This is a genomic window from Flavobacterium johnsoniae UW101 (assembly GCF_000016645.1).
GTDB classification, from domain to species: domain Bacteria; phylum Bacteroidota; class Bacteroidia; order Flavobacteriales; family Flavobacteriaceae; genus Flavobacterium; species Flavobacterium johnsoniae.
Genome location: NC_009441.1, coordinates 5,881,441 through 5,898,099 on the forward strand (window position 1 = coordinate 5,881,441; position 16,659 = coordinate 5,898,099).

Below are 16,659 nucleotides of genomic sequence, written 5' to 3' on the forward strand. Positions count from 1 at the left end.
GGCTTTTTTTCTACAAATTAATTGGCAAAATTATTTCCATCCGCCGCCCAGGTCTCTGTAAACATGAACCGCAGCATTTAATTGTTCTTTTTTAGTGTCGATTAATTCAAGTTTTGCTTCTAATGCATCTCTCTGCGTCATCAAAACTTCAAAATAATCTACTCTCGCAGATTTAAACAAATCATTTGAAACATCAATTGATCTATTTAAAGCATCAACCTGCTGTGATTTTAAATCGTAACCTTTTTGAAGATTTTCGATTTTAGAAAGTTGTGTTGAAACTTCTAAATATGCATTCAAAATTGTTTTATCGTAATTGTACAAAGCCTGAAGCTGTCTTGCATTAGCGCTTGAAAACTCTGCTTTAATAGCATTTCTATTAATAAGCGGCGCAGCAAGATCTCCTGCTAATGAATACAAAATTGACTCAGGGAATGTAAACAAATAAGAAGGTTTAAAAGCCTGAACTCCAAAAGCAGCAGAAATATCCAATGAAGGATAAAATTCAGCCTTTGCTACTTTTACATCTAGTTTTGCAGCTACTAACTCTAATTCGGCCTGTTTAACATCTGGACGATTTGCAAGTAACTGAGATGGAATTCCAGAGTTTACAACTGCCGGAAGCAAGTCTGTAAAATTGGTTTTCTCTCTTTTTATTTCCTGTGGATAACGTCCTAACAAAAAGTTGATTTTGTTTTCGTTTTCTTTAATTTTCTGAAGAATATCAAACTCTAAACTTTTTGAAGTTAAAACCTCAGCCTGAAACTTCTGAACTCCAAGTTCTGTAGCTCTAGCTGCTTGTTTCTGAACTTTTACAATTTCCAAAGCATTGCTCTGTAATTCAATTGTCTGTTTTACGATTTCCAATTGGCTGTCTAAAGCTAATAATTCATAATAAGAATCAGCGATTTCAGCAATTAAGTTTGTAATTACAAAGTTTTTACCTTCAACTGTAGCTAAATAACGGTTTACAGCTGCCTTTTTAGAATTACGCAGTTTTTTCCAGATATCTACTTCCCAATTTGCATAAGCAGCAATGGTATAATCCGGTAATGGATCTGGTGTTTCTACTCCAGGTTTTATTTCTGTTGTAGCATCACCTGCTCCCTGACTTGTATATCTACCCACTTTTTCGATTCCTGCACCGGCACGAACACCAACTGTTGGCAGTAAAGCGCCTTTACGAACTCTGATATCATTCTTTGCAATTTCAATTTCCTGCAAAGTCATATTCAGTTCCTGATTGTTTTTCAGCGCAATATCGATTAGTTCAACTAAATTTTGATCCTTAAAGAAATCTTTCCATTTTAAGGCTGCAGTATTAGTTGTATCCTGAGATTTAACGTTTCCAAATGCTTCAGGAACAGGAGCACTTGTACTTGCTGTTTCAGCTGCAGGAGCTTTACATCCTGCCACGGCAAGACATAAGCCCAATGCAATACTGTATTGATATGTTTTAACTTTATACATGATTGTTATCAATTTCTTCTGTTAATGGATTTTCTTCTTCATGTTTTACCAGTTTGTGTTTCTCAGCAATTTTGGCAAAAATGAAATACAAGCCCGGAATTACAAATACCCCGCAGATTGTACCTATAAGCATACCTCCTGCAGCAGCAGTACCAATGGTTCTGTTACCAATTTTACCCGGACCAGTTGCAAACGTAAGCGGCAATAATCCCGCGATAAATGCAAATGAAGTCATCAAAATTGGACGGAACCTTGCTTTTGCTCCTTCCATTGCGGCTTGTAAAACAGATAATCCTGCAGCATGTCTCTGAATCGCAAACTCTACGATCAGTACGGCATTTTTACCTAATAAACCAATAAGCATTACCATGGCAACCTGAGCATAAATATTGTTTTCTAATCCTGTTAATTTTAATAAAAGGAACGCTCCAAAAATACCTGCAGGCAATGAAAAGATTACTGATAATGGCAGAATAAAACTCTCATATTGTGCTGCTAATACTAGGTAAACGAATCCTAAACAGATCAGGAATACCCAAATAGCCTGATTACCCTGTGCTACCTCATCGGCAGAAATACCAGCCCAGTCAATGTCATATCCTCTCGGTAATTTTTCAGCTGCGATTTTCTGAATAACTTTAATCGCTGTACCAGAACTGTAACCTGCTGCTGGTGAACCACTAATTTGTGTTGAGGTATACATATTATGACGTGTAATTTCTGAAAGTCCGTATACTTTTTCTAATTTCATAAAAGCTGAAAAAGGCACCATTTCATCACGATCATTTTTTACATACAATTTTAAGATATCATCTGGCTGTGCACGATATTCCGGCGAAGCCTGAACGATTACTTTATAGTTGATACCAAATTTTATAAAACTAATTTCGTAGTTACTTCCCACAAGAGTTGACAAAGTATTCATGGCGTTTTCAATAGAAACTCCTTTTTGCTGTGCCAAATCATTGTCGACTTTCATCATGTACTGAGGGAAACTAGAGCTGTAGAAACTAAATACGTTTGATAATTCTGGCTGTTTGTTTAATTCTGCTACAAAATCATTGTTTACCTGTTCCATTCTCTTATAATCTACTGAACCTGTTTTATCTAACAAACGAAGTTCAAAACCTCCGGCAGCACCATAACCAGGTACAGCAGGCGGTTGGAAAAATTCGATATTAGCACCTGTAATATCTTTACATTTTTCCTCCATTTCATGCATAATCTCAACTACAGATTCTTTTCTGTCATTCCAGTCTTTCAAGTTCACCAAACATGTTCCTGAGTTTGCTCCTGTACCTTCAGAAAGGATTTCATAACCTGCTAATGAAGAAACTGATTTTACTCCGTCGATATCTTCAGCAATTTTTTGAACTCTTTCTGCAATATTGTTAGTTCTTTCTAAAGATGAACCCGGCGGTGTCTGAATTACAGCGTAAAACATTCCCTGATCCTCATTCGGGATAAATCCTGAAGGAACTGTGCTGCTTATTAACCATGTTCCGGCACAGAAAACTAGAAGTGCCACTATAGTAACCACTCGTCTGTTAACAATTTTCCCTAATAGATTTTGATATTTTCCTTGTGCTAAGTTGAACTTTTCGTTGAAAGCATCAATAAATCGATTTGCAGGTGTTTTCTTTTTAGGCTGTCCGTGATTGTTTTTTAACATCATCGCACAAAGCGCTGGTGTCAATGTCAATGCCACAATACCCGAAAGAATAATTGCAGTTGCCATAGTTACAGAGAACTGTCTGTAGAATACCCCAACAGGACCAGACATAAATGCAACCGGAATAAATACTGCCGCCATCAAGAACGTAATCGCAATAATTGCCCCCGCAATTTCATGCATAGCTTTTTTAGTTGCCTTAAACGGCGACAGGTGTTCTTCTTCCATCTTGGCGTGAACAGCTTCGATAACCACAATCGCATCATCGACGACGACCCCAATTGCCAATACTAAAGCAAATAACGTTATCAAGTTCAATGAAATATCAAAGAATGTCATGAACACAAAAGTTCCTACTAGCGATACAGGTACTGCAATTGCCGGAATTACTGTCGAACGCCAGTCTCCTAAGAAAAGGAATACTACTAAACCTACCAGAATAAAGGCTTCAACAAGCGTGTGAATTACTTTTTCGATAGAAGCATCAAGGAATTTAGAAACGTCATACGAAATTTCATAATCCATTCCTTTTGGAAATCTTTGTTTAATTTTTTCCAGTTTAGCCTTAACTTCTTCAATAACCTGATTTGCGTTACTACCAAAAGATTGTTTTAATACGATCGCTGCAGATGGTCTTCCATTCAAATTAGAATAGATATCATACATCGAGCTTCCAAATTCAACTTTAGCAACATCTTTCAATCTCAAAAGCTCTCCGTTTGGATTAGCTTTTACTACAATATTCTCATATTGCTCTTTTGTCGTAAAACGTCCAGAATATTTTAATACATATTCGAATGCCTGAGAACGTTTACCAGAACTCTCTCCTGTTTTACCCGGAGAAGCCTCCAAACTCTGACTAGATAATGCTTCCATTATTTCATCAGCAGAAATTTTATATGCTAACATACGGTCTGGTTTCAACCAGATACGCATTGCATATTCACGTGTTCCTAAGATATCTCCAGAACCAATACCATTTACCCTTTTTAATTCAGAAAGTACGTTAATATCGGCATAGTTGTATAAGAACTTCATGTCGGTATTTTTGTCTGTACTGTAAAGGTTCACGTACATCAACATACTTGGTACTTCACGGGTAATTTTAATACCTTCACGAATTACCAAAGGAGGAAGCTTATTTGTAACAGAAGCTACACGGTTTTGCACGTTAATAGCAGCCTGATTTGGATCTGTACCTAAATTAAAAACTACTTTAATTGTAGCCTCACCATCGTTTCCGGCATCAGAAGCCATATATTTCATTCCCGGAACCCCGTTTAGAGCTCTTTCCAGCGGAATAACAACCGCCTTAATCATCAGCTCACCGTTAGATCCAGGATAATCTGCAGTAACGTTCACCATTGGCGGTGAAATTGTAGGGAATTGGGTAATTGGTAAATTCAATACCGACAATACCCCTAAGAAGACAATAATCAACGATATTACTATCGACAGAACAGGTCTTTGAATAAATTTATTAAACATTTTTGTATTTTTTAATGATTAAAACCCAGTAAACCTATTCTGCTTTTAAACGTAAATGATTCATTACCTCTTTAGGCGATTGGTAATCATATTTAATTTTGTCGTTTTCTTTTACTTTCTGAACACCTTCAAGTAAGATTCTGTCATTTTCTGAAATACCGCTTTTAATCACGTACAAATCAGGGATTTCACCAGTAATTGTAATTTCTCTTGAACTAACTTTGTCGTCCTTGCCTACTACAAAAACATATTTTTTATCCTGAATTTCGTAAGTTGCTTTTTGTGGAATTACAATAGCATTTTTAAGAGGAACATTCATTTGAACCTGTCCTGTTTCGCCATTTCTAAGTAATTTTCCAGAATTTGGGAATCTTGCTCTGAAAGCGATATTTCCTGTTTCGTTATTGAATTCACTTTCTATAACTTCAACATTTCCTTTATCTTTAAAAATATCTCCGTTTGCTAATACTAAAGCCACTTTGTTATCAGCACGATCTTTAATATTGGTTTCATACTGAAGATATTCTGGCTCCGAAACGTTGAAGTAAGCAAACATCTGGCTGTTGTCTGAAAGACTTGTCAGCAATTCGCCTTCGTCGATTAAACTTCCTAGTTTTAAAGGAATACGGTCGATTGTTCCGTCAAACGGAGCTCTGATTTCTGTAAATGATAAATGAAGTCTTGCTAATGATACTTCTGCTTTTGCAGATTGTAGTTTTGCCTGAGCAACGCTCAATTCGTTTTTAGAAACGATATTTTTATCTGCCAGTAATTTAGAGTTCTGCAATTCGATTTCTGCTGATTTTTGTTCAGACTGTGCTTTAAGTAGTTCAGCCTCATACATATTTGGCATAATTTTAAACAACAGTTGTCCTTTTTTTACAAACTGTCCTTCATCAACGTATATATTTTGTAAAAACCCTTTTTCCTGGGCACGCAATTCGATATTTCGAACTGATTTTATTTGTGAAACATATTCTTTTGTAAACGAAGTATCGATTTTAACCGGATTGGTAACGGTAAATTTTTCAACTTCTTCTTTTTCTTCTTTTTTAGATGTACAGCTCGTTAAGCACACCAAGGCCATTAAGCCTGTGAAAACAATGATTTTTTTCATGATTTAGTTTGGAAATTAAGCGATTGAAGCTTTGGAATGAAAATTCCTTTTGGATGTTAAAATGCATCAGTCAGCCTTAGTCCAGACCTTAACTTTGATATAAGCAGAAGTAGAAAATATACAACAGCAAGATACGCAGAGATCCAACTCAGGTAACCGATGTATATTGTAAAATCAAATTCGTAATACTCGTTGAGTAATATAGATAGGATTTGAATGCCCGAAGAAAGGGACAGAAATTTTTAAACGATTAGAATCATTCGCTGCAGACTGATCTGAAAGTGTCAGATATAAAGCGTCTACCAAACTATACGAAGCAGTAAAATACTTGTTCGTTAGTAAATTAGTATCATCACCGCCAAGAAGATCTTCTTCAATATCAACATCAGCATCTTCAATTATTGAACTGCCTCGATCCTGATTGGTAAATTTAACTCGGTGTTTTTGCAGATGATGGTGATTATGAGCACCAAAAGTATTGGCATTCAAGTATTGGCCTCCGCCAAACAGAAGCATATTCATGAATACTAAAAATACTATTAACTTTCTCATTTCGGTGCGAAAGTAATAAAAGAATTAAAACAAAAAAAGAATTTTTAACAAGGTTTAACAGTTACTTAAAACGAAAACGTTTTCTTTTATTTAATATTCAGCAAAAATCTTATTCATTATCTTACATTTATTGACATATGTCTAAAAATCAATAATTTACAAATAAACTTAAAAAAGCATAATTTCCATTATCGTAAATTCCTGATCTGCTTTTACAAAGGTTTTAAAGGTATCATTCATTCCAAATTTTTCATAGAACAATTTTTTGTTACTTCTTGCGTTACACCATACCCTTTTTAAGTCTCTGCTTTTTGCAAATTCGAAAATGTATTTTAAAAGACATGATGCAATTCCTTTTCCCTGATATTCTTCTAAAGTGGCTAATTTTCTAAACTGCATTTCTTTTCCTTCAATAAAACAAGAAACTATAGAAACTAATTTATCTTCATCAAAAACTCCAAAATGAAACCCTGAATTGTCTTCTTCTAATTGTACAAATTCAAAAGGCTGATCCGGCCACATTACTTCATGTCTAATCTGCCAGGTTTGTGAAGCTTGAATTTCTTTTATTTCCATTTTTAAAGTCCATTAACTGATTACAAATTTATGGACTAAAAAATACTTTATATGATTCAAAAACAAAAAAGGAATCTAATTTTAGATTCCTTTTTTGTTTATTTATTTACAATAAAGCTTAAATAGCTTTTTTATAAAATATCTCATCGTTGTTTTCTGTAATTTTTTCAACTCCGTTTTCTCCTTTTTTTGCAATATTAATTACATGAAGAACTTTTGATTTATCATCAACTGTACAGTTCCAAATTGTACCATCTGATAAAATAAATGCTGAAAATAAAGCGTCTGATTTATCCATATTGTAATACACCAAATCTTCAGTTTTTATAAGTTTTTTTGCTTTTGTTTTACGATCTACTTCATAAAACAAAATTTTATTGTTACCAATTTCTACTAATTCGTCAACTAATTTGTTCTTAAAATTATCATTCGCATTTACAGTCCAGCTTGGTTTATCGCCAGTCATGAGCCAGGTTCCGTTTACTTTCTCTAAAATTTCTTTTCTTAAAATTTCTTTTAAGGTATCTACTTTTTTGATTGATTCCTGACCTATTTCATTTTCAGGTCTAATTTTAGATGCGATTGAAAATTGGTCTAAAGCATTTACAAAATCTGATTTTTTGTAATAAGAAACGGCCAATTCGTATTTATTTTTCTGGAATTTAGCCTTAGCATCATTTTGTGCAGCAATTTTCATTGAAAACAACAAAATGATAAGAATTAAATAATTTTTCATTGGTTTAGGGGTGTTTTTTTATTTTTTGCAAACGTAGTGAATAAAAATTTCTTACAAATACGGTTTCCCGTAATAAAGTATCAAAAAAAGCCAAATCTTTTTTTAAGATTTGGCTTTTTCCTTCTATTACAAGTAAAAGAGATTACTTGATGTAAATTTAATTTGAAAATGAATTTAAAATTTTCATCGATTGTGTAATATCTTTCTTATTTACAAAAATATGATCGTGATAAAACGCGGCTACAACATTGCAGCTTATTTCATGATCTGAAAGTGCTTTTGAAAAAGTGGCAGTTAAACCAACTGCTTCCAACGAAGAATGTACAGAAAGTGTAATCCAGGACATTACAACAGAATATTCTAAATTTAATTTATCGGCAGTTTCTTTTTTTAAAATCAGCGTTATGGCTTCATCTTCTCTAAAGATCATTGCAATTTCATCTAAATTTAGATTCTCTAATTTTTGGACTTTACAAAAAACATAATCACCAGACTTATGTTCAGGTTTCATGCTTTTTAGTAATGTTTGTAAATCCTTTTCTCCTGACATTTTATTTATTTTGATTATTATTTACTGTTCCAAATGTTATCATCCGGCGTTGCATCTAAAAATATTCCGCCGTCAACAGTCACTTTTTTAATTTGTTTTTTAGTATTAACTGCTACCTGTGCCGTTTTTTGATTTTTCTCCCAAACAGAAGGTGTTTCGTGAATTGTTTCTGTTGAATTGTCAGCATAAACCACAATCACATCAAACGGAATGGCAAAACCGCCTTTGTTTTGGATTGAAACAATGTTTTTGGAAACATTTTTAACAGATATATCAATATAATTATTGGTAAAAAACCAGTTGTTGAAAAACCAATTTAAGTTTTTGCCTGAACCTGTATTCATCGAATTGAAATAATCCCAAGGTATTGGATGTTTTCCGTTCCAGGTATCCATATAATGGTGAAGCGCTTTTTTAAACAAATCATCTCCAAGCATATCTTTTAGTGCTAAATAAGACAAAGACGCTTTTCCGTAAGAGTTATTTCCATAACCCGGACCAGAAACCTGTGTAGACATTGAAATTATCGGCTGATCTTCTTCTGTAGATTTATCGTTAATGTAGTATTCAACTCTAAACTCTTTGTAGAATTTATCCGCCGCTTCTTTTCCATGCTCTGCAATTCCAATTAAGTATTCAAAAGTTGTTGCCCAGCCTTCATCCATGTATGCGTAACGGGTTTCGTTGATTCCCATATAAAACGGAAAATAAGTATGCGCTACTTCATGATCCTGAACTAATTGAGCAAATTTTGGATCATTCATCTGCGAATCGTTACACATCATTGGATATTCCATATCAGCAAATCCCTGAAAAGCAGTCATTTTAGAATATGGATATGGAATTCCAGGCCAATTATTTGAAAACCAGTCTAAAGCAAACTGATTGTTTTTAACTGAGTTTACAAAATCGGTTCCTTTAATATCATACGCTGCCTGAACACTCGCGCGGCGGTTTGTTTTTTTATCTACCAAAACACTGCTGGCATCCCATAAATAATGATCGCTTAAACCAAAGCAGACATCAGTAATATTTTTGGCTTCAAATTTCCAGATATTCCATTCGTTTTGTTTGGTTACAATACCGCTTTTCATCTCCTGTTCGTTTGCAATATGCAGAATTTCATCTGTTGAATATGATTTTTTTAGACGCGCTGCAAACTCCGGCTGTAAAACCTCATCTGGATTTAAGAAATCACCGGTCGCATAAACCACAAAGTTTTTTGGTGCTTTTACAGAATAAACATAATCATTAAAGTCGTTATAAAATTCCTGACGATCTGTATGAGGTATTCTGTCCCAGCCGTTATAATCATCAAAAACAGAAACTCTTGGATAACTGTAGGCCACAAAAAAAGTACTTTCGTCTATTTGCCCTTCTCTGCCGCTTTCTTTTGATAAAGGATAATTCCAGTCGATATTAATAGTTGTTTTAGAATGCGGTGCAAGTGCTTTTTTTAGCTTTACGTTTCCAACAGTTCCCCAATTTCTGGCATTTTCATTATAGGTTTCCCCAGCTACTTTAAGAGACGTAAGCGTTAAACCGTTACTTAAGAAATCCTCGCTCACATCGCCGCTTCTTGGTGCTGATGGTTTATGAAGATTGTTTACAAAACGAATAACGAGATTTCTTAAACTGTCATTGCTGTTGTTTTCGTAAATAATGGTTTCTGTTCCCGAAACCATTTTGGTTTTGGCATCAACCGTAATATCCATAGTATATTTACCATGATTCTGCCAATAATTTTTTCCGGGTTTTCCGTCTGCAGAACGAGTGCCTTTGGCATAAGCGGCCTTAATATTTCTTGGCATATAAAGCTCTTGTGCAAATCCTGTTTGTGCCAGAATTAAAAAAGCAGTGAATGCAAGATGAATTGATAATTTTTTCATAAGCTGGTTTTTGGTTTTATAAAATTTAAGTTTTTTATATAAGACCTTATTTTTAAAATAAAGTTACAAAATTGATAAAATTTATCTTCAAAGTTACAAAATCAAAAAACTTAGCAGCTTAGAACCTTAGTATTTCGCATCTTAAAAAAAGAAAAACCGTCTGATTCTTATAAAGAAAAAGACGGCCTGCTACAATTAATATATAACCTTGATGCTTACAAGATATAGTCGGTATTAATAAAATTCGACTCTTTGCTGTTTAACAATTCCTGCAGAATTTCATTGTTATAAGCGATATCTTTTGAAGCGACAAACGTACGAATTGAGAAAGAGCGCAAAGCATCTGGAATACTTAATGTCCCTACTGCAGAATCTTTACGACCTGTAAATGGGAAAGCATCCGGACCTCTTTGGCAAGAACTGTTTAAGTTTACACGGCATACTAAGTTTACCAAAGCATCGATAAGCGGTGCAAGGGTTTTAATATCTTTTCCGAACAAACTTACCTGCTGTCCGTAATTAGATTCGGCCATATCTTCTAAAGGTTCCTGAATATCTTTGAAAGAAATAATTGGAACTACTGGACCAAACTGTTCTTCGTGATACACACGCATTTTGCTGTTTACCGGATATAAAACGGCTGGAAAAATATAATTCTCTGAATGTTTTCCTCCTTTTTCGTTCAGGATTTTTGCGCCTTTGCTTACTGCATCGTCAATTAATCCCTGAATGTAGTTTGGTTTTTCAGTTTCTGGAAGCGGTGTTAAAGACACTCCTTTTTCCCACGGATTTCCAAATTGCAGCGCATCTACTTTTTCAGAGAATCTTTTATTGAATTCTTCTCTGATTGATTCGTGAACGTAAAGAACTTTTAAAGCTGTACAACGCTGTCCGTTAAAAGACAAAGTTCCCGTAATACATTCCTGAATTGCCAAATCTAAATCGGCATCCGGAAGAATAATCGCCGGGTTTTTAGCTTCAAGACCTAAAATTAAACGAAGTCTGTTTTTATTTGGATGCTGATCCTGCAAAGCAATCGCCGATTTACTGTTTCCAATTAATGCCAAAACATCAATTTTACCAGATTTCATAATTGGCGAAGCTACTTCACGTCCTCTTCCGTAAACAATATTGATAACTCCTTTTGGGAAACTGCTTCTAAAAGCTTCTAATAATGGCGAAATACATAAAACACCATGTTTAGCAGGTTTAAAAATCACGGTATTCCCCATAATCAAAGCCGGAATCAACAATGAGAAAGTTTCATTTAAAGGATAATTGTACGGCCCAAGACATAAAACTACTCCAAGAGGCCCGCGGCGAATCATAGCGTTTACACCTTGCACTTTTTCAAAATGCGAACTGCGTCCGTTTAATTCTTTATAGCTGGCAATGGTATCATAAATATATTCAACGGTTCTGTCAAACTCTTTTTGAGAATCGCCAAGGTTTTTCCCAATTTCCCACATCAAAAGCTTAACCACTTCTTCGCGGGTTTCTTTCATTTGTTTAACGAAATTCTCCATGCATTTAATACGGTCAGCCACTTTCATGGTTGGCCATAAACCTTGTCCTTTATCATAGGCTGCATTTGCGGCTTCAACAACTTCTGCTGCTTCGGCTTCGCCCATAAAAGGAATCGATCCTAATAATGTAGGTGTGTATTTTTCTGTAGAAGAAATGGTAGAAAACACAGGAGTGGTTTGTCCTGTCCATTGTTTTAATTCACCATTTACAAGATAAGTATCTTGATTTATAAGGGTTTTAATCTCAAACTCTTCGGGTATTAAACTCATAATCTGGTAATTTTTGTTTGGTTATTAATAGTTTTTTTAATGAAAAAAGAGGCTTTTTGTGCCTCTTCTTCTTTTATGGTTGTACGGTTTCGCCTTCCCAGTCCAGTATACCACCAAGCAGATTGTAGGCATTTTCTATACCTAACTCGTTCATAATCTGACATGCTTTAGCACTTCTGGCTCCAGAACGACAATACACATAGTAGTTTTTATTTTTATCTAATTCTTCGATTTCATAAATAAAAGCCTGACCTTTATTGATATCAATGTTTAAAGCATTTTCAATATAGCCGTCATTAAATTCGTCTTCAGTTCTTACGTCCAGTATAACTGCATTCTCGTCAGCAGCAAGCTGATTAACCCAATCTTCTTGTGATAAATTCATAATATGTGTTTTTTGTAAAATTACGACGTTTCTATTTATAAAAAACGTACCAAATGCGATTTCGATTATTATTCTCAGAAAACGTTTTAGAGAAAGTATTATAATCAGTGATTTACAAATTTACTTACTATTTTTAAAATTATAGTCTGCAAAATCGATAGAAAATAGGATTTTTTCATTTACATAAAATTCAACCTAAATCTCGTTTTCTGACAATTAATATAACCTGAATCGATTATCTTTGTAAAAAATTATAATTTTTAATCTCTTTTTGACAAAACAAACAAGACACAAACATTAAAGTTTTTTATTTCCAACCATTAAGAAATGAAGGTAAATTAAGTTTAATGAAACTTAATCGCTTAATGGTTAAATGTTGTTTCTATTTTTAAATCTCTCTAATGCAAAATTCATTAAAAACCATCTTTCCTAATTTTTCCAGCGAACTTATTGCCACTATTGAAGAAAACGGAAGTCTTCAGGATTTTGAAGCCGGAACTATTTTAATGCGTACCGGACAGTATATTAAAAACACTGTTTTGATAACTAAAGGAAAAATCAAAATTTACCGTGAAGGCGAAGATGGAGGCGAATTTTTAATGTATTATCTGCAACCCGGACAAGCCTGCGCTATTTCGATGATCTGCACCGCCAAAAGCGAAAAAAGCCAGATTATGGCAAAGGTTGTCGAAGATGTTTCGGTCATGATGATTCCGCTGCAAATGATGGATAAATGGATGATGGAACACAGATCGTGGTACGAATTTGTAATTGAAACCTACAGAAGCCGTTTTGAAGAAGTTCTGGAAGTTGTCGATAATATTGCTTTCCGTTCTATGGATGAACGTTTGGAGTTTTACCTAAAAAGACATTCTGATGCCTGCGGCTGTTCTGAAGTGAATCTCTCGCATCAGGAAATCGCAACCGAATTAAATACCTCCAGAGAAGTTGTTTCGAGATTGCTGAAAAAAATGGAGCAGCGCGGTTTGGTAAAACTTAACCGAAACCAGATTGAATTACTAAAATAATATTGGCCCACGGATTTTACGGATGAAACGGGTTCACGCTGTTTTTCTTTTTGCCACACATTAAAAGATTTACACAGATTGTTTTGTCACATTGAGCGAAGTCGAAATGCTTTGCGGGTTCTCGACTTCGCTCGAACTGACACACTTTATCTTAAATTTTTAAACACATAGAATCTTAACATTCCGCGACAACCCGTTTCATCCGTAAAATCCGTGGGCAAAAATTCACCTGCAAAAAAATATCTGTATGTGATAAATGTTACTGTAGGTTTCTAATTTCCGAAGCAACTTTGCATAAAAACAAATGCAATGGAATATTTAGGATATTTTGCTTCAATCATAATCGGGATTTCTCTTGGCTTAATTGGCGGAGGCGGTTCTATTCTTACTATTCCTATTTTAGTCTATTTATTTAAAGTAAATCCGGATCAGGCAACTTCTTATTCTTTATTTATTGTTGGACTGACGGCATTATTTGGAAGTTACAGCCATTACAAAATGGGAAATCTAAAGCTAAAGTCAGCATTGTATTTTGCTGTTCCGTCTGTAATTTCAATATTGATTATCCGCGAAGTTATTTTCCCGCAGATTGCTTCGACTATTTTCTCAATTGCCTCTTATTCAGTTTCAAAAGATTTTCTAATTATGATTGTCTTTTCGATTTTGATGATAACCGCGGCGATTTCGATGATCAAGAAAAATCAGTCCGAAATAAAAAGCACCGAAACCAATTATACTCAGCTAAGCATAATTGGTTTTTTGGTTGGAATCGTAACAGGATTTCTTGGCGCTGGAGGAGGATTTCTAATTATTCCTGCCCTTTTATTTTTCGCCAAATTACCTATGAAACAAGCCGTTGGGACTTCACTGCTAATCATCACCATTAATTCTTCAATAGGTTTTGGCGGTGATTTATACATCGGAACTCCAATTGATTATACTTTTTTATTAGGCGTTTCAGGAATGGCGCTTTTGGGAATGTTTATCGGAAGTCAGCTTTCTAAAAAAATCGACGGCGCGAAATTAAAACCGCTTTTTGGCTGGTTTGTTCTCGTAATGGGATTTTATATTATTACAAAAGAAGTTTTATTTTAATTCGAATTTAGTTTGCACTTGTAAAGTAGTCTTTGTCAAGATTTTTAATTTTGGCAAAGATGAAAACTAAAAAAATCCGTTTATTTTGGGGAATAAACGGATTTGTATTTAAATTAAGTTTTTTCTAATATTTTAAATTGCAGTCAATTATTTATCAGTTTCTCCACCAATGATAATAATTGTGAAGTCCATCATATTCAAAACCGCATCGAGGATATAATGTATTCCCAATATCATTTGTTTTTTCAGTTTCAAGCATTAAACCACACGCTCCAGTTTCTTCACACCATAATTTACTACGGTCAATTAACGCCACAGATAATCCTTTGCCTCGATAATCCGGATGTACAAAAAGATCGCTCAAAAGCCATTGTTTTTGCAATTTTGTATAATGAAATAATTTGTAGAGCTGCACGAACCCAACCGCTTTTTCGTTAATCGTTACTAAAAAAATATCCGACTCATTATTCAATAGTCGTTCTTTTAGAAATGCTTTTCCTTTTTCTACATCAGATTCCTGACGATAAAAAACACGATAAAGATTAAAAAGTTCAGCTGCTTCATTAAGATCTTCAATACTTGCTTTTTTGATTTTGTAATCCATTGTTAAATGCTTTAGTTAAAAAAGCGAAAGTATGGCAAACCACAAGCTTACTTATAGTCCAGTTTACAGAAAACAAGGTCATCCAGCATTCTGCCAAAGTATTAACCTCAATAAAACTAAAAATCCGTTTATTTCTAAAAATAAACGGATTTGTATTTTTTGGGTAAACTTAAAGTTTTTATTTTTCTTTATTCAATAGCTTTTCCAGATATTCTACTTTTTCTTTTTCAGCCTGAACTAATCTCTCATAAAGCTCGATTACTTTATCTAAAGGATTAAAAGTAGCATTCATACCTTGATTAAAACTATTTCCTTGACTTGAACTATTATCATAAAAGTTATTAAAGAAATTGAAAACAGATTCTTCTGTAAAATTTTCAATAGCTTCAACTGTTACACCAAGTGCTTTTGCAATTTCCACCAGTTTATCAAAATCAACAGTTTCGCTCGTTTCTATACTTGAAATAGTCTGCTGGCTTGTGCCAATAGCATCTGCAAGTGCTCCTTGTTTCATGCCGCGAAGTTCTCTAATTCGACTTATATTTCGGCCAATATTTCTGGGTCTGTTCAATGTGCTCATAGTTCAAAGATATTTAAAATTCTTGAAAAAATATCGGAATCAGTAAAATACACTTTGCCTTATGTATAATACAAGTTTGTGTCTTTGATTGAAACAAAAATATAATTTTTCTGACAAAAAAACTATCTAAACTATTTTCTTTTCTGTAGTTTTAGCATTTGGTTTTCTGTAAAATAAATATCTCAAAACCAAAGTATAAAAAGTAAAAATTGATGTCGTTAAAGTCCCTACAACAAATAAAAACTCAGTTTGTGATAAAATAAAGAATTTGTAAGACGCTCCTGCTCCGTGCAATAAAATAACAAGAGCAATAAAAATAGCCCATCTTGACGAAAAAATAAAAGCTTTTTTAGCATTTTCCTGTCTTAGCTTTCGCTCTAAACTTTCGTTTGCCTGCTCGATTTCAAATCTTTTTAATTCAATATATTCCGAATGGCTTTTCGGATCATAAGGTTTCATTAAATGATTTTCCTTTTCGGCTTCTTTGGTAACATCTTTCGGAATATTAATAATATCGTTTCCTAAAGCACTTTCGGGTAATTTTTCTGCCAGTGTTTTTTCCATTTAACTATCTAGTTTTTCCTTATAATATTCTTTAATAATATCATTGCCAATAATTACATTGTGCGTTCCGTCCCAAGTCTGCGACCACGGACTTCCCTCTTCATGCGTTAAAGCCGAAAGCTGTAATCCTGATAAACCTTTATAATTATTCCAGATTTTTTTTAGAAACTCTTTGTCTTCCTGTTTCAATGGAGTTTTAGCCGAAATATTAATCAAAAACGGATCAACAGGATCTTTTCCAAACATTCGTATTTCGTAATACAAATCAGGAATAACCGAACCGTATTTCCAGGCCTGCACTTCATTATCGAAAAGAGGTTTTCCGGTAATTCCTAAATGCCAGCCGTGCGAAATGTAAGTAAGCTTGAGCAGTTTCATTGGGTCAAGTCCCTGACCTTCTTCTTCCGCCAGCTCAATAAAATATTTGGCTATATCAAAACAATTATACATTTGCTGTCTTTTAATTTCTCTTTTAACAAAACTAAGAAAAAGGAGATGAAATCCACTATTTGTAAAAGTTATATTAAGAAAATTTAATAGGAAGCTTTTTGAGCTTT

Annotated in this window: 16 protein-coding genes; 2 read left to right on the forward strand and 14 right to left on the reverse strand. The window is 34.1% G+C overall.

Annotated features, from left to right (window positions below):
* Window positions 1–30 precede the first annotated feature (30 nt).
* The 10 genes from FJOH_RS25120 to FJOH_RS25165 all read right to left on the reverse strand — a co-directional run bounded on the left by FJOH_RS25120 (window position 31) and on the right by FJOH_RS25165 (window position 12,231).
* Entirely contained in the window at window positions 31–1,470 is a 1,440-nt protein-coding gene (locus FJOH_RS25120) for a TolC family protein (protein ID WP_012026826.1), read from the reverse strand.
* On the reverse strand, window positions 1,463–4,630 hold the full coding sequence (locus tag FJOH_RS25125; RefSeq protein WP_012026827.1) for an efflux RND transporter permease subunit: 3,168 nt from the start codon (window positions 4,628–4,630) through the stop codon (window positions 1,463–1,465). Before FJOH_RS25125 ends, FJOH_RS25120 begins: the two co-directional genes overlap by 8 nt.
* A gap of 34 nt (window positions 4,631–4,664) precedes the next feature.
* Window positions 4,665–5,747, reverse strand: a complete 1,083-nt coding sequence (locus tag FJOH_RS25130) for an efflux RND transporter periplasmic adaptor subunit (RefSeq protein WP_012026828.1) — start codon at window positions 5,745–5,747, stop codon at window positions 4,665–4,667.
* A 174-nt stretch (window positions 5,748–5,921) separates the two neighbouring features.
* Window positions 5,922–6,299, reverse strand: a complete 378-nt coding sequence (locus FJOH_RS25135; RefSeq protein ID WP_012026829.1) for a hypothetical protein — start codon at window positions 6,297–6,299, stop codon at window positions 5,922–5,924.
* 168 nt (window positions 6,300–6,467) lie between these two features.
* On the reverse strand, window positions 6,468–6,875 hold the full coding sequence (locus FJOH_RS25140) for a GNAT family N-acetyltransferase (RefSeq protein WP_012026830.1): 408 nt from the start codon (window positions 6,873–6,875) through the stop codon (window positions 6,468–6,470).
* Window positions 6,876–6,993: 118 nt separating this feature from the next.
* Window positions 6,994–7,611 carry a hypothetical protein gene (locus FJOH_RS25145; RefSeq protein WP_012026831.1) on the reverse strand — a complete coding sequence of 206 codons (618 nt, stop codon included), beginning with the start codon at window positions 7,609–7,611 and terminating at the stop codon, window positions 6,994–6,996.
* Between the two features lie 157 nt (window positions 7,612–7,768).
* Entirely contained in the window at window positions 7,769–8,161 is a 393-nt protein-coding gene (locus FJOH_RS25150; RefSeq protein WP_012026832.1) for an ACT domain-containing protein, read from the reverse strand.
* 17 nt (window positions 8,162–8,178) lie between these two features.
* Window positions 8,179–10,050 carry a M1 family metallopeptidase gene (locus FJOH_RS25155; RefSeq protein WP_012026833.1) on the reverse strand — a complete coding sequence of 624 codons (1,872 nt, stop codon included), beginning with the start codon at window positions 10,048–10,050 and terminating at the stop codon, window positions 8,179–8,181.
* 215 nt (window positions 10,051–10,265) lie between these two features.
* Window positions 10,266–11,846, reverse strand: coding sequence for an NADP-dependent glyceraldehyde-3-phosphate dehydrogenase (locus FJOH_RS25160; RefSeq protein WP_012026834.1), 1,581 nt, complete (start codon window positions 11,844–11,846; stop codon window positions 10,266–10,268).
* A gap of 73 nt (window positions 11,847–11,919) precedes the next feature.
* Window positions 11,920–12,231: a rhodanese-like domain-containing protein gene (locus FJOH_RS25165; protein WP_012026835.1), complete on the reverse strand. Its 312-nt coding sequence runs from the start codon at window positions 12,229–12,231 to the stop codon at window positions 11,920–11,922.
* Between the two features lie 401 nt (window positions 12,232–12,632).
* On the opposite strand from FJOH_RS25165, the gene FJOH_RS25170 reads away from it, so the two are divergent.
* A complete protein-coding gene (locus FJOH_RS25170) occupies window positions 12,633–13,259 on the forward strand; it encodes a Crp/Fnr family transcriptional regulator (protein ID WP_012026836.1) in 627 nt (208 codons plus the stop codon).
* A 309-nt stretch (window positions 13,260–13,568) separates the two neighbouring features.
* The gene (locus FJOH_RS25175; RefSeq protein ID WP_012026837.1) at window positions 13,569–14,354 is read left to right on the forward strand and encodes a sulfite exporter TauE/SafE family protein; all 786 of its coding nucleotides are present in this window, start codon (window positions 13,569–13,571) and stop codon (window positions 14,352–14,354) included.
* Between the two features lie 154 nt (window positions 14,355–14,508).
* Here the strand turns inward: FJOH_RS25175 and FJOH_RS25180 are convergent, their stop codons facing one another.
* From FJOH_RS25180 to FJOH_RS25195, 4 genes are all read right to left on the reverse strand, one after another.
* The gene (locus FJOH_RS25180) at window positions 14,509–14,958 is read right to left on the reverse strand and encodes a GNAT family N-acetyltransferase (protein ID WP_012026838.1); all 450 of its coding nucleotides are present in this window, start codon (window positions 14,956–14,958) and stop codon (window positions 14,509–14,511) included.
* A 178-nt stretch (window positions 14,959–15,136) separates the two neighbouring features.
* A complete protein-coding gene (locus tag FJOH_RS25185; RefSeq protein WP_012026839.1) occupies window positions 15,137–15,538 on the reverse strand; it encodes a helix-turn-helix domain-containing protein in 402 nt (133 codons plus the stop codon).
* A 126-nt stretch (window positions 15,539–15,664) separates the two neighbouring features.
* On the reverse strand, window positions 15,665–16,102 hold the full coding sequence (locus FJOH_RS25190; RefSeq protein WP_012026840.1) for a hypothetical protein: 438 nt from the start codon (window positions 16,100–16,102) through the stop codon (window positions 15,665–15,667).
* Window positions 16,103–16,552 (reverse strand): Panacea domain-containing protein, encoded by a 450-nt coding sequence (locus FJOH_RS25195; protein WP_012026841.1) that lies wholly within the window; start codon window positions 16,550–16,552, stop codon window positions 16,103–16,105.
* Between the last annotated feature and the right edge of the window lie 107 nt (window positions 16,553–16,659).